This is a genomic window from Devosia sp. (assembly GCF_024707125.1).
GTDB lineage: Bacteria > Pseudomonadota > Alphaproteobacteria > Rhizobiales > Devosiaceae > Devosia.
In genome coordinates this window covers 539496-551856 of record NZ_JANQAH010000011.1, presented here as the reverse complement: position 1 = coordinate 551856, position 12361 = coordinate 539496, and the positions used below count along the sequence as shown (strand labels likewise).

Sequence of the window (12361 nt, the reverse complement as noted above, 5' to 3'; positions counted from 1 at the left end):
GTCGCTCAGCTTGGCAGGGTCGGGGCGACTTCGCGGGCGGCGGTGCGGACAGCTTCGAGGGTTTTGTCGACGACCTCGTCATTGTGTTCGGAGGAGACGAACCAGGCGCCGCGTTCGAGCACGCGCACGCCCTGGCGGAGGAGGGCCTGGGCGAAGCGGGCATAGCCGGCTTTGTCGGCGCGGGCGAGGTCGCGATAGTTGCGGGCCGGGGCGTCGAGACCGAAGCCGATGTGGAACATCAGTTCGTAGCCGGTGACCTGAGCCTTGATGCCGGTTTCGGCAAAGATCGAGCGGATGCCTTCGCGGAGGCGCGTGCCATAGACCGAGGTCTTTTCGTAGTGCTCGGGGGTGAGAGCCTGTTGCGTGGCGACCATGGCGGCCATGGGGACGGGCTGGGAGTTGAAGGTGCCGCCGTGGAGGACGCCGCCGGTGGCGAACATGTCCATGAGGTCGGCGCGACCGACGATGGCGGCGACTGGGAAGCCGTTGGCAATGGCCTTGGCGAAGATCGAGAGATCGGGCGTGACGTTGAAACGGCCCTGGGCGCCCTTCTGACCGAGACGGAAGCCGGTGATGACTTCGTCGAAGATCAGGATGGTGCCGTATTTGCGGCAGGCGGCCTGCACGCCTTCGAGATAGCCGGGCATGGGCGAAATGGCGCCCTGGTTGCACATGGCGGCTTCCATGAGGACTGCGGCGACGTCGCCGCGCGAGAGGCGCGCTTCGACCGCGGCGAGGTCGTTCCACTGTAGCACGTCGAGGCCATCGGCATCGGCCGGGCTCTGGCCTTTGCTGCCGGGGACGAGATTGGGGTCTTCGGCGGAGCCGGCATCGGCAAGGGAGGGGGCTGTGGACCAGAGGATGTTGTCGAACCAGCCGTGATAGTGGCCTTCGAATTTCACGATGGTGCGGCGGCCAGTGGCGGCGCGGGTGAGGCGCATGGCGGCTTGGGCGACTTCTGAGCCGGAGGAACCGAAGCGCAGGCGCTCGGCGCTGGGGATGCGTTCGCAGATGATGCGGGCAGCTTCGTATTCGATGGGCGACTGGCCGGCAAAGAGAATGCCCTTGTCGACCTGCTGTTTGACGGCTGCCTGCACACCTTTGGGGCTATGGCCGAGGACCATGGCGCCCATGCCGCAATAGTAGTCGATGATCTTGTTGCCATCGACATCGTAGAGGTAGGCGCCTTCGCCATGGGTAAACACCAGCGGGCCGTGGCCCATGCCCAGACGGAAATTGCTGTTCACGCCGCCGGCCACGAAACGGGACTCGGACGCAACGATGCGTGCGGACTCGTCAAACTTCAGCATTTGCTGCTCCTCGAATTCTCTGGGCGCAGGACACACCAGGGCGCGGTCGCGGTAAACGTCGTGCCGTTTCGTGGGACGGAATAGTTTGCGATTTCACGGGGGTCGTCGAGTTGACACGATGGTCGGCATGATCTCCAATCGCGGCGGAGAGAGTGAGGTTGGCGATGGCGAAGGGTTCGGACCAGTATTCGGTTTTGCCGGTGGCAAAGGCGATGCAGGTTTTTGCCTATGTCGCGAGCCAGCCGCATGCCGTGACGCTGGCCGAGGTGGCGCAGGCCCTGTCGCTGCCCAAGACCACGGTGTTCCGATATCTGCAGACGCTTTCGGCTTCGGGCTTTTTTGCGCATGACATCGAGCGGGACCGCTACGGGGTCGGCGAGCGGTTTCGCGCGCTAGCGCAGAAGGATGCCGTCCATCACAGCATCCGGAGTTCGGCCGAAGCCGAGCTCGATCAACTGGTCGACGGCTTTCGCCAGACGGTGAACCTTGGCGTGCTCGCCGAAGATGAAGTTGTCTATGTCGACATTCGCGAGGCGACGCGGTCGCAGCGGTTTCAGGCGCGGATTGGCCATCGTCACCCCGTCCACTCGACGTCTCTGGGCAAGGCCATTGCGGCCTTTCTGCCGGACGAGACGGTCGAACGTCTCATTCGTCCCGAGTTCGAGCAGCGTACGTTTCGCACGCTGACTGATCCGCGCACGTTTCGCCGGCAGGTCGTGGAGACGCGTCGGCGCGGCTTTGCCATGGAAACGGGCGAGAACGAGGATGGCGTCACCTGCATCGGTGTGCCGATCCTCGATGGGCACGGTTTTCCGATAGCCGCCATGAGCCTGTCGGCGCCGGAGAACCGCATGCGCGTGCTGGCTGATCGCGCCGCTGAGGCGCTGCAGGATGCGGCGCGCCGGATTACAGAGGCGCTGCCGCCGGTCGCGCCGACAATCTTGAGCTAGTGGGTCAGCCGATGCGCTCGGCCTGCTGGCGGGTGGCCTTGGCGTAGGCGACGCAGTCGAGCTCGAATTTCAGCTTGGTGCCGAGGACGCCGACGATGGTGCTGCGGCTGGGGCGGGGTTCGCTGAAATATTCGGGATAGATCTGGTTGTAGAGGGCGAGGTCGGCTTCGTCGGCGACGTAGGATTTGACGTTGACGACATGGTCGAGGCTGAGGCCGCCCGCTACCAGGATCGCGCGCAGGTTTTCGATCGAGCGGCGCATTTCGCCCTCAAACGTATCGGTGATGATTGCGCCGCTGGCGCTATCGACCGAGGCCTGACCGGAGACGAACATCAGGTCGCCAGCGATGAAAGCCGGGCTGAAAGGCAGGTGCGAGCGGGCGCCGCTATCGACGAGCTTGAGCATGAATAAAAGTCCTGATCAGTAAACGAAATGGGCCGGGAAGGTGTGGACGCCGCCTTCGCCGCGCCGGTCGTCGAGGTTTTCATAAATGGTCGGCAGCACGGTCTTGAGCCAGGCGCCGCTTTCGACGACGAAGCCGGGGCGGTTGGAATCGAGCCCATAGGGGTAGATGCGCACGGGCTTGGCGAGGGCCTCGGCCATGTGGGCATGCCAGCGGTGGTGCATGTAGCCGCAGATGAGATCGGGCTGGAATTCGGCGATGGTTTCTTCGAGCGGCTTGATGTCGGCCGTGTGGTCTTCCTGATTGACCTCGGCGATGCGCAGGATTTGCACGGCGTCGCTTCCGGCGCAGGCGGATTTGAACTTTTCGAGGCGCGAGGCCTGTTCGGACGAGATGTGGACCGTGTCGAGATAGAGCACGCGATTGGGCTTGGTGCCGAGACGCTCGAACATTTCCTCGAAGGCCGGGCCATAATCGAGGCTGTAGCTGTGGATGCCGGGAAGGTCGATGGCGGCGTCGAGCACGCTGACCTGGCTGGTGGTTTGGCTCAGCGCGGAAATGTCGGTTTCGTCGGTGATACCGGCAAGGACGACCATATCGAGCCGGTCCCAAAAGGTGACGGGCATCTTGTCGTGGGTAAAGCTGCCCATGACGAATTCGTGGCCATCCGAAACGATGCCGCGTTCGAGCGCGATGACGAGGCGGGTATAGAACTCGTTGTTGAAGATGCCGCCGCCGACGATGTTGCGATTGTAGAAGAAGCCGACGCGGTGGTGGGCTTCGGCCCAGGGCGCCTTTTCGAGAAAGGAGCCGCGGCCGACCTGGCGGCGGATGACGCCTTCGGCTTCGAGGTCCTTGAGCGTCTTGATGACAGTGATCAGCGAGAAATCGCAGAACTTGGTGATCTCGTTCTGCGACTCGATCTTGTCCCCGGCCTTGAGACCGGCCGTCTTCCAGCGGCGGAACAAGAGGTCCCGCAATTGCAGATGGCGCGGTGTCAGTTCAACATTCACGGTTCGACACCCCAGGACAGTTGGTTGGCAAGAATCCCGCCATCGATGAACAACATCTGTCCTGTAATATAACGCGCCTCATCGGAAGCAAGAAAGACTGCGGCTCCACCGATATCTTCGGGTTCGGCGATACGGCCGAGTGGAATCTGTCGAGCCAGGGCTTTTCTCAAATCCTCGGAGGCGAGAGCGGCGGCAGTAAGTGGGGTGCGGACGAGGCCGGGGCCGAGGCCGTTTACGCGGATGCCGCGACTGGCGAGGGTCACCGCGAGGGATTTGACCAGCATGAGGACGGCGCCCTTGGAAGTGTCGTAGGCTACGCTATCGCGTTCGGCGGCCATGGAATTGGTGGAGCCGACGCAGATGATGTTGGCGCCGATCTGGTCGGGTTTGACGCGGTTGGCAAAGGCCTGGCTCGCGAAGAGGTAGGCGCGCACATTGAGGGCGAAGGTGCGGTCGAAAATATCCTCGGTGAGCTGGCCGAAGGGGGCATCGAGGAAGGTGCCGGCATTGTTGACGAGTGTGTCGAGCGCTCCCCACTGCTCGTGGGCCGCTTCAATGAGCTGTTCTGCGCCGCCGGGCCTTGAGAGATCGGTTTGTACGAAACGCACTTCGGTGAGGGCAGAAAGTTCGCCGATGGCCTCTTCCGCCCGCTCGTCGCGGATGTGAGAATTGAGGATCACGCGATGGCCGTCATTGGCAAAAGCCTTGGCAATTCCGAAGCCTATGCCCTGCGTGGAGCCGGTAATGCAGACGGTGCGGCGATCCATATTTACACCCGAAACGAAGTGAGTTAACTCATTAGCATAATAACATGCTAATAGAGGTTCCCCAATGGGTGTCAAGCAGAAGTGGGCAGGCGGTCTGGTGGTGACGCCCACGGGAGTTCTGCGTCATGACCTGCTGGTGGAAGACGGCCGGATTCTGGGCGTTGTCGCACCGGAAACGGCGGTCGGGACCGATTGGCGGGTGCTGGATGCCAGCGGGAAACTGCTGTTTCCGGGCATGATCGACCTTTTGCAGCACGGGTTCGATATCAACCTCTATTCGGATGCGACGCCGAATGGCGTGGCGGACTCTGCCGCCAAGTTGCCGGCGCGTGGGGTGACGGCGTTTTTGCCGTCTATCGGCTGCCAGCCACCGGCGGAATTCGGGTCGGTGCTGTCGCGGCTGGCCGAGACTTGTGGACGGGCTGAGGGCGCGCGGGCGCTGGGTATTCACAGCGAGGGGCCGTGCTTCAATTCGCCGGGGGCGCATAATCCGGAGAACCTGCAGCTGCCGTCGGCCGAGTTGGCGGCGATGATGCTTGAAAGGGCTCAGGGGCGGCTCGCCGCGGTGACGATTGCGCCGGAACTGCCGGGTGCGGAACAGTTTATCCACGCGATGAAGGCGGCGGGGGTTTCTGTCCATTTCGGGCACAGCCAGGCGGCGCCGGACGATGTCTCGCGCTATGTTGGCTGGGGCATCGATGCGGTGACGCATATGTATGACGTGATGCGGACCATCCCGCCGGACAATTCGGGCGTGCATGTGTTTTCGCTGCCCGATGCGCTGCTGGCGGAGCGGCATCTGGCGCTGGGCGTCGTGGCCGATGGTATTCATGCGCATCCGAAACTCTTGCGCATATTGGCGCAATTGCCGGCGGATCGGGTGTTTCTTGAAACGGACTCGATGAAATATGCGGGCCTGCCGGGGACGGAGTTCGAGTTCTATCCCGGCTATTTCGTGACGAGTGCGCCAGGCAAGGCGGTAAGGGATCGCAATGGCGGGCTCTGTGGTTCGTCTTTGACCTCGGACGAGGCCATGCGAAACTATGTGTCGATGGCGGGCGCGGATCTGGTGCAGGCGGCACATGCGGCGAGCCTGGTGCCGGCGCGGGTTGTCGGGCGGGAGGCGGACCTCGGCAGTATCGAAGCGGGGAAGCTGGCCGACTTCGTGCTGCTCGATGCAGTGGACCTGTCGGTTGAGGAGACCATTATCGGTGGCAAATCCTACTTTAGGCGCGACCATGCAAAAGCTGCCTGAAACACCGCTGCGCTATCAGGAAGAGGGCAATGTTCACCTCGATTTTCATGGTGCGGTGAACACGACCATCGATTTCATCGTCGAGCGCTATGGCGTCGAAGTGCTGCACGAGATTTTCGCCAAGGTGGGCAAGGATGTTTATGTCGACCTGCGGCAGCATATGCTGGATGGCCATCCGGAGGAGATGGTGCGGCATTGGCGGCATTTCTTCACCCGCGAGGATGCCGACTATGACATTGCGGTGAGTGAGGACGAGATCGTTCTCACCGTGCGGCGCTGCACGGCCTATCACCATGTCGCGAAGATTTCCCCGTCGGTTTCGGCGCATTTCTGTGACCAGACGACCAAGGTGAATGAGGCGATTGCCGAGGGCACCCCGTACCGGATCGATACGGAAATTACCGGGCCCGGCGCTTGCCGGCAGATCATCCGGAGGCGCGCATGATCCCGAGCGACCATTTCACCCGCTTCTATAACGAGGTGTTCAAGTTCCTCGAAAGCAAGGGGCAGGAGGACCTTGACCTCTACTGGCTCGAAATTAGCAAGAACCAGGAAAAGCATATTCTGGACCTGATCAAGACCAAGGGTCTGCAGGGCATGTACGAATATTGGTCGGTGATCGAGGAAGAGGAAAACTGCGAGCTCGACCTGATGGTCGATGAGGACCATCTCGAGTTGCACATGCATGGCTGCCCGAGCCTTGCCAAGGTGATGGACAACGACGCGGCGCCGATGTCGCGCTATTGCGATCATTGCGCCGGCTGGATCGGGCCGATCATGGACAAGACCGGCTATCATCTCGTCTACGACGTCATCAGCCGCACCGAGCCGCGTTGCGTCATGCGCATCTTCAAGGATGCGGAGAAGGCGAAAGAGGCGGAGAAATCGGTGCAGTTGTTGATGGGATGGCCGGGCAAGAAGGCTGCGACCTAGTCCTTCGGCGGTCGGAGGACGTGGCGGGCGGCCACGGCGAGGAGAACCATCAGGGCCGGATGGGCCTCGGTGATGTCTCGCGTTCCGTCGATCAATTCCACCACTGGTAGCGCTTCGCTGTGGGGCGAGGCGGCGATGAGCGGGCGTAGAGCGCGGAGGGCGGTGAAGCTTTCCGCGGTCGGGCCAGTGCCAAGGCCGGCGGCGGCTTGCTGCAAGGTGGCACGGATGCTCTCCGTGCGATTGTCTTTTGCGTCGAGCGATTTGGCCAGTCGGCTCAGCAAGGCCGGCAGGCAGTAGCCGGGCATGCGTTGCTCGCGGCGCCAGTTGCGGGCGAACTGTTCTTCGATGCCGAGGATTTTTGAAATGGCCAGCAGGACCACCTTGCTGCGTGGTTCGCTGATCGGGTTTTCGTCGCCGGCCTGCTCGACATAGATGGCGACGAGGGCGGGGACGCTTTGCCGGTCGCCAAATTTTCCCAGAGCCGACGCAGCTGCGAGGCGACAGTCGATGTCGGCGTCTTCGGCGAGCATTTTCCTGATGGCAGGCAGGTAAGTCTCGGCGCGGATGTCGCCGAGCGAGCGGGCGGCCCGGGAGCGCAGGAGGCGATTGCCGTCGTCGAGGAAGCGGGCGATCTTTGCGGCGCTGGAGCGGGACTGAAGCTGGCCGAGGGAATCGAGGGCGGCATATTGCAGCTCGATCAGGCCGTCATAGGTGAGGATATCTTCCAGGGCATGGATGGCCTTGGGCGTCGGAGGGAGGCGTCCGAGGGCGCGGATGGCTTCGTGGCGGACATCGAAGCTGGGATCGGACAGGGCGGAGATCAGTTCGTCCTTGGCGAGCGTGCTGCCGGTGCCGCCAAAGCTGTAGGCGAGATCGCGGCGGCGCTGTTCCGAGGTAAAACTGGAGAAACGCTGGATGCCCCAGAGGGCGCGCAGGGGATTGCCGGTGGAGAACTGGCCGAGGAAATCGCGAACGCCGGTGGCGCCTTCTTCCTTGAGGAGGGCGAAGACGGCAGCGGAGCTGGCGGTGACGAGGGCGGCGACGAGGAAGAGAATTTCGTAGCCGCCGATATGGGCCGAGCCGAGATTGGTGCCGTTGTGCTCGAAATATTGGACCAATATGCCGGCGAGGACCGTGAGGCCGCCGCCAAAGATGCCGTCACTCGAATAGGCGAGGGCCATATAGCTCTCGCGCTCGGTGGGCGGCACATAGTTGAGCATATAGACGCTGCCGCCGACCATGGCGCCCTGCACCAAAAAGCCGAAGAGGAAGAAGACGAGGCCGACGAGTAGCTCGACGCCGGGAATGCCATCATGGAGGAAGGGCAAGGCGAGGAGCATGACGACCTGCAGCGTCTGCAGGGTGATGCGAATGGCGCGGGTGCCGTGGCGATCGATGAACCAGCCGGCTGCATAGCTGCCGGCGGCGGAGCCGACCGGGATGAGGGCGGCCATGAGCACGATCTGGCCGCTCGATATGCCCAGCCGCTCGCGGAAGAAGAGCAGCAGGAAGATATTGAGCGCCGCGAAGACGAGATACTGGCTGCCGGAGGAATAGAGGAAGGCGAGGAAATTGCGGTCGCGCAGGGGGACGCGCAATTGGCGAATAGCGTCGAGACTGCTGCGGGAGGAGGCGCGCGGGCCGCCGCCGCCGAGGCCGAAGAGGAAGAGGCCGCCGACAGTGCCGATGACGATGCCGATGGCGAAGACGGGGTAGAAGCGTTCGATGCCGTCTTGTCCATCGAGCCAGAGCTGGATGAGGAAGGAGCCGACCAGCGCGGTGGGTAGATAGGCCAGTGCGTTCTTGCCGCTGACCTGGCCGCGCACGAGACGCGGGATGATTTCCTGCGACCAGGGGACCACGGCGGCTTCGGAGAGGGTGCGACAGATGGCAAAACAGATGATGGCGCCGAAGATCAGGGCGAAGGCGACATTGGGCGTGGCGATGAAGAGGGGGGCGATGAAAAGCGGCAGGAGGAAGAGGTAGCGCGCGATGAGGGCGAGGGCGGCGACGCGCTTGGTGCCGAAGTGCAGGATGACCGGCAGGGCGGCAATGCCGAGAACCTGGAAGAAGGGCAGGATGCCGCCGATGAGGCCGATGCGGTCTTTGTCGATGCCGAGTTCTGCCGAAAACAGCACCAGCGGCGCGCCGACGGTGCAGAGCACGGCGGTGCCGGTGAGTACCGAATAGCCGTAGTAGAACGGCATTTTTCTCAGTTTTGCGTAGTCGGTCAGTTCTGGTGTCGTCGACACAATGGCCTCAGAGCCGGATGCGGAAAGTTTTGATGACGTGCTGGCTGTTTTCGACCTGCCAGCAGCAGGCGAGGTATTCGCCATTGTCCAGCGTAAGCAGGCTCGGCTGGCCGAAGCGCAGACTGGCGAATGGATCGGCCTCCCCGTCCGTTGCCCCAATCTCTCGTCGGCGAAAAGGGCGAGTGTGTCCAGCACTTCCAGACGGTCGTGGTGGAGGCGGGAGCGATAGATATTGAGGCCAACGGGGGATTCGCGGTGGGCGTGAATGGTGAGCAGTTCGCTGTGACCGAGGGCAAGGCCGTTGGAGGCCTGGGCGGGGATGCCGGTGTCGAGGGTGCGGAAGGTTTTGCCGCCATCCTCGGAGAGCGCGAGGCGATTTGTCAGGTTGCGACCGGCGGCGATATCGAAGGCCCAGAAGAGGACGGCGATGCGGGTGCCGCTGAAGTCGATGAGGCGGCTTTCCCAGGGGCAACGGCGCTGGGATCGGCGCGGAAGAAGATGGATTTTTTCTGCCAGGTTTTTCCATTGTCGACGCTGGAGATCAGCCAGCCTTCGTGATTGTCGGGGCCGAGGTGGAATGGGGCGCCCGAGCCGAGGAGTTCGCCGGACGCGCGCTGGATGATGGGGCCGGAGAGTTCGAGGCCGACATCTTCGACGATGAAGCGCTCCGGCACCGTCCAGGTGTGGCCGCCGTCGTGGGAGCGGGACAGCTTGTTGTGGAGTGGCAGGAGTTCGTTGGTCTTGGGATCGACGATGGGTGTGAGCGGGGTGGGGCGGAGGAAGACATAGCCGGTGGCGAGAAGGGTGCCGTCGGCGAGGGCAGCGGGCTTGAAGGTTTCGGATTCTTCGGGGGCGAAGGTTTTGGTGTGGAGCGGCGCGGGGGTGCTCCAGGTGTGGCCGTTATCCGTGCTGCGGCTGACGAAGGCGCGCATGTCGGTGGCGTCGAAGGCCTGGCCGATGGAGAAAAGCGCGACGATGTCGCCATTGGTCAAACGGGCAAGGCCGGGAAAGGCGGCCTGGCGGCTGACGAGGAGTGGATCGGGATTGGCGTAGATTGTGCCGGTTTCAACGAGCTGCATTGGGGCTCTCAGGCAAAGGGATTGGAGCGGTGGCGGAATTCGCCGGGCGTGCAACCGCGGCTGCGGTGAAAGGCGGCGATGAAGGTTTCGGCGTGGCCATAGCCGACGAGGCGGGCGATTTCGCCGAGCGTGTAGCGGGTGGTTGACAGCAGGTCTTCGGCGCGGCGCAGGCGCATTTCGCGCAGGTGGCTGCCGGCAGAGGTGCGGTATTGGCGACGGTGGCGCGCGCGCAGGGCGCTTTCATGGACGCCCATCACGGCGGCGACGTCGCTGAGAGTGCGCATCTTGTGGAGGGATTTTGTCGCCTGGCCCCAGGCCATGTCGAGGCCGTCATCGCCGGGTGCAGGCTCGCTGTGGGTGGCGGTGGGGTGATCGAAGCAGTCGAGCATGACGAGGAGGAGCCGGCGGCGGCGTTGCAGGTCCGCCTCGGTGGTCGCGTTGGCGAGATCGAGGCTCAGGCGCAGCATGGATTGGACGTGCATGGCTTCGCCGGGGCGGGGGAGGAGATAGCCGGGGCCGCTGGTTTGCGCGCTGACCAAAGTGAAGTGGCAAATCGAAGCGGTGGCGAAGCCGCCTATGGTGGTGCCGGAGAAGGGGGTGTTGGGCAAGATCAGGAGGCCGCCGGGGGCGCTGAGCGTGATGCTTTCGCCGCCATTGACGCTGAGGCGGACGCTGCCTTCGTGGATCCAGAGCAGGTCATGAAAATCCCACTGCGCCGGGCCGATGGGCATGCGCCGGTCGAAGCGACCGAGGCGGTGCTCGCGCAGAATGATGCTATCGGGATCGACGCTTTGGATCATGTCGGCACAGCACCATGAAGTGGGGTGTGCCGCCACTGATGTGTGACAGGCGCAATCGGAATTCCTAGTTCACTACCGTACTGCTCAACAGACGATGGACGGCGGTTGGTCTCAGATGGTGGCAGAGGGAACCAATAAGGAGAATGCCGATGTCCGTGGCCATGCAGGACCCGCTCACCAGCCTCAAAAGTGATTTCGACCGGGATGGCTTTATCGCCATCAAGCCGCTTTTCGACGCCAGCAAGATGGCGGAGATCAATCGCGAATTCGACCGCTATGTCGAAAGCTGCGTGCCTGAGATGATGGACACGGAAGTGTTCTACGAAGAGAAGGGTGCCAAGGGCACGCTCAAGCAGATGCAGAACATGCAGCACTACGATGCGTATTTTCGCGATCTGCTCGAGACCGACACGATCCGCGAACTGGCCGAGAGCATGCTGGGCGAAAAGGCGCGGGCGGTGAACCTTGAATATTTCAACAAGCCGGCCGGTATCGGCAAGCCGACGCCGCCGCATCAGGATGGGTATTATTTCCATTTCAATCCGCCTGCGGCCGTTACCGGATGGCTGGCGCTGGAGCGGGTCGATCCAGAAAATGGCTGCATCCATTATGTGCGTGGGTCGCACAAAAACGAAGGCTATCGACCGCATGGGCGATCGGAAATCCTTGGCTTTTCGCAGGGGATTACCGATTTCGGCACTACGGACGACAAGGCCAACACGGTGGCCTTTCCGGGCGACGCGGGCACCTTCCTGATGCACCACTCCAAGACCATTCACTGGGCCGGGCCCAATACTTCGCCAACGCGGGCGCGGCGGGCGCTGGGCTTTGTCTATTTCGGGGAGAGCGCCAAGGTGGATGAGGAAGCAAGGGCGGCATATCAGGCGAAGTTGCAGGCCGATCTTCGGGCCGCAGGCAAGATCTGAATGGCAATGGCGGAGCCCCGGAGGGCTCCGCCGCAAACCTCTTTGATCTTGCGGGGGGCTTGGCATGGTCACCTCAATGAAATCACCTTGCCCTGAAGCTTGGTGAAGGGTAGGCGGCGCAGGTCGCTGGTGCAGAGGCCGGGGCTGTCGACGTAAAAGCTGGCGCGCTGGATCGAGTCATAGGCGGCGCGATGCGAGACGGCGGCCTTGATGACGACATAGGTGGCGTCTTCGGGGCGCAGTCCCTGTGAATGGTATTGGCCGAGATCCATGGGCGCGGTCTTGCGCTCGGAGAGCAGGATTTTGGCCTGGTCGTTGGTGATGACGGCGCAGCGGCCCATGCGGATGGTCGTGCCGCCCATGGAGGCGAGGTGCGATTTCGGGTTTTCGAGCTGGAAGACGCCGTCGCTGAGATGCTCGACGATGCCGGTGAAGGGGATCGGCGCGCCGTGATGGGCGTCGGTCTTGCCGCCGATCAGCAGCGAGACTTTTGCGCCCGCTCCGGCGGCAAAGCATTTGGCCACGGCTTCGCGATCTGCGAGGGCGGCGAGGATGTTTTTGCGGCCGGTTTCGAGGAGGGGGCCGAGTAGGCCCGTCGCATCGCCCGGCGTGCCGCCACCGATATTGTCGGCAGGTTCGATAAGGAGGATCGGGCCAGTGCCTGGCGGCAGG

13 protein-coding genes are annotated in these 12361 nt (G+C 62.9%); 5 read left to right on the top strand and 8 right to left on the bottom strand.

Annotated elements, in window-relative coordinates; genetic code table 11:
* Nucleotides 1-5: 5 nt before the first annotated feature.
* The gene (locus NVV77_RS17500) at nucleotides 6-1310 is read right to left on the bottom strand and encodes an aspartate aminotransferase family protein (protein ID WP_295415239.1); all 1305 of its coding nucleotides are present in this window, start codon (nucleotides 1308-1310) and stop codon (nucleotides 6-8) included.
* Nucleotides 1311-1474: 164 nt separating this feature from the next.
* Here NVV77_RS17500 and NVV77_RS17495 point away from each other — a divergent pair, with 164 nt between their 5' ends.
* Nucleotides 1475-2260 (top strand): IclR family transcriptional regulator, encoded by a 786-nt coding sequence (locus NVV77_RS17495; protein WP_295415238.1) that lies wholly within the window; start codon nucleotides 1475-1477, stop codon nucleotides 2258-2260.
* A 4-nt stretch (nucleotides 2261-2264) separates the two neighbouring features.
* On the opposite strand, the gene NVV77_RS17490 is transcribed toward NVV77_RS17495, so the two are convergent.
* From NVV77_RS17490 to NVV77_RS17480, 3 genes are read right to left on the bottom strand one after another with little or no spacing between them, the layout of a single operon-like run.
* Nucleotides 2265-2666 carry a RidA family protein gene (locus tag NVV77_RS17490; protein WP_295415237.1) on the bottom strand — a complete coding sequence of 134 codons (402 nt, stop codon included), beginning with the start codon at nucleotides 2664-2666 and terminating at the stop codon, nucleotides 2265-2267.
* Nucleotides 2667-2681: 15 nt separating this feature from the next.
* Nucleotides 2682-3677 carry a GntR family transcriptional regulator gene (locus NVV77_RS17485; RefSeq protein WP_295415236.1) on the bottom strand — a complete coding sequence of 332 codons (996 nt, stop codon included), beginning with the start codon at nucleotides 3675-3677 and terminating at the stop codon, nucleotides 2682-2684.
* Nucleotides 3674-4444 (bottom strand): SDR family NAD(P)-dependent oxidoreductase, encoded by a 771-nt coding sequence (locus NVV77_RS17480; protein ID WP_295415235.1) that lies wholly within the window; start codon nucleotides 4442-4444, stop codon nucleotides 3674-3676. Before NVV77_RS17480 ends, NVV77_RS17485 begins: the two co-directional genes overlap by 4 nt.
* 64 nt (nucleotides 4445-4508) lie before the next feature.
* On the opposite strand from NVV77_RS17480, the gene NVV77_RS17475 reads away from it, so the two are divergent.
* From NVV77_RS17475 to NVV77_RS17465, 3 genes are read left to right on the top strand one after another with little or no spacing between them, the layout of a single operon-like run.
* Entirely contained in the window at nucleotides 4509-5699 is a 1191-nt protein-coding gene (locus NVV77_RS17475; protein WP_295415234.1) for an amidohydrolase family protein, read from the top strand.
* On the top strand, nucleotides 5683-6144 hold the full coding sequence (locus tag NVV77_RS17470) for a hypothetical protein (protein WP_295415233.1): 462 nt from the start codon (nucleotides 5683-5685) through the stop codon (nucleotides 6142-6144). Before NVV77_RS17475 ends, NVV77_RS17470 begins: the two co-directional genes overlap by 17 nt.
* Nucleotides 6141-6632, top strand: coding sequence for a hypothetical protein (locus tag NVV77_RS17465; protein WP_295415232.1), 492 nt, complete (start codon nucleotides 6141-6143; stop codon nucleotides 6630-6632). Before NVV77_RS17470 ends, NVV77_RS17465 begins: the two co-directional genes overlap by 4 nt.
* Here NVV77_RS17465 and NVV77_RS17460 read toward each other — a convergent pair.
* The 3 genes from NVV77_RS17460 to NVV77_RS17450 all read right to left on the bottom strand — a co-directional run bounded on the left by NVV77_RS17460 (nucleotide 6629) and on the right by NVV77_RS17450 (nucleotide 10763).
* A complete protein-coding gene (locus NVV77_RS17460) occupies nucleotides 6629-8884 on the bottom strand; it encodes an MFS transporter (protein WP_295415231.1) in 2256 nt (751 codons plus the stop codon). The two genes, NVV77_RS17465 and NVV77_RS17460, sit on opposite strands and share 4 nt — an antisense overlap.
* A 380-nt stretch (nucleotides 8885-9264) precedes the next feature.
* Nucleotides 9265-9963, bottom strand: a complete 699-nt coding sequence (locus NVV77_RS17455; RefSeq protein WP_295415230.1) for a sialidase family protein — start codon at nucleotides 9961-9963, stop codon at nucleotides 9265-9267.
* An 8-nt stretch (nucleotides 9964-9971) separates the two neighbouring features.
* On the bottom strand, nucleotides 9972-10763 hold the full coding sequence (locus NVV77_RS17450) for a helix-turn-helix transcriptional regulator (protein ID WP_295415229.1): 792 nt from the start codon (nucleotides 10761-10763) through the stop codon (nucleotides 9972-9974).
* 149 nt (nucleotides 10764-10912) lie between these two features.
* Between NVV77_RS17450 and NVV77_RS17445 the strand changes: the two genes are divergently transcribed.
* Entirely contained in the window at nucleotides 10913-11689 is a 777-nt protein-coding gene (locus tag NVV77_RS17445; RefSeq protein ID WP_295415228.1) for a phytanoyl-CoA dioxygenase family protein, read from the top strand.
* 68 nt (nucleotides 11690-11757) lie between these two features.
* On the opposite strand, the gene NVV77_RS17440 is transcribed toward NVV77_RS17445, so the two are convergent.
* Nucleotides 11758-12330 carry an MlrC C-terminal domain-containing protein gene (locus NVV77_RS17440; RefSeq protein ID WP_295416192.1) on the bottom strand — a complete coding sequence of 191 codons (573 nt, stop codon included), beginning with the start codon at nucleotides 12328-12330 and terminating at the stop codon, nucleotides 11758-11760.
* Between the last annotated feature and the right edge of the window lie 31 nt (nucleotides 12331-12361).

Coding starts and splice junctions, on each gene's coding strand:
- NVV77_RS17500 (WP_295415239.1), bottom strand. CDS start 1,310: ATGCTGAAGTTTGACGAGTCCGCACGCATCGTTGCGTCCGAGTCCCGT.
- NVV77_RS17495 (WP_295415238.1), top strand. CDS start 1,475: ATGGCGAAGGGTTCGGACCAGTATTCGGTTTTGCCGGTGGCAAAGGCG.
- NVV77_RS17490 (WP_295415237.1), bottom strand. CDS start 2,666: ATGCTCAAGCTCGTCGATAGCGGCGCCCGCTCGCACCTGCCTTTCAGC.
- NVV77_RS17480 (WP_295415235.1), bottom strand. CDS start 4,444: ATGGATCGCCGCACCGTCTGCATTACCGGCTCCACGCAGGGCATAGGC.
- NVV77_RS17475 (WP_295415234.1), top strand. CDS start 4,509: ATGGGTGTCAAGCAGAAGTGGGCAGGCGGTCTGGTGGTGACGCCCACG.
- NVV77_RS17470 (WP_295415233.1), top strand. CDS start 5,683: ATGCAAAAGCTGCCTGAAACACCGCTGCGCTATCAGGAAGAGGGCAAT.
- NVV77_RS17465 (WP_295415232.1), top strand. CDS start 6,141: ATGATCCCGAGCGACCATTTCACCCGCTTCTATAACGAGGTGTTCAAG.
- NVV77_RS17455 (WP_295415230.1), bottom strand. CDS start 9,963: ATGCAGCTCGTTGAAACCGGCACAATCTACGCCAATCCCGATCCACTC.
- NVV77_RS17450 (WP_295415229.1), bottom strand. CDS start 10,763: ATGATCCAAAGCGTCGATCCCGATAGCATCATTCTGCGCGAGCACCGC.
- NVV77_RS17445 (WP_295415228.1), top strand. CDS start 10,913: ATGTCCGTGGCCATGCAGGACCCGCTCACCAGCCTCAAAAGTGATTTC.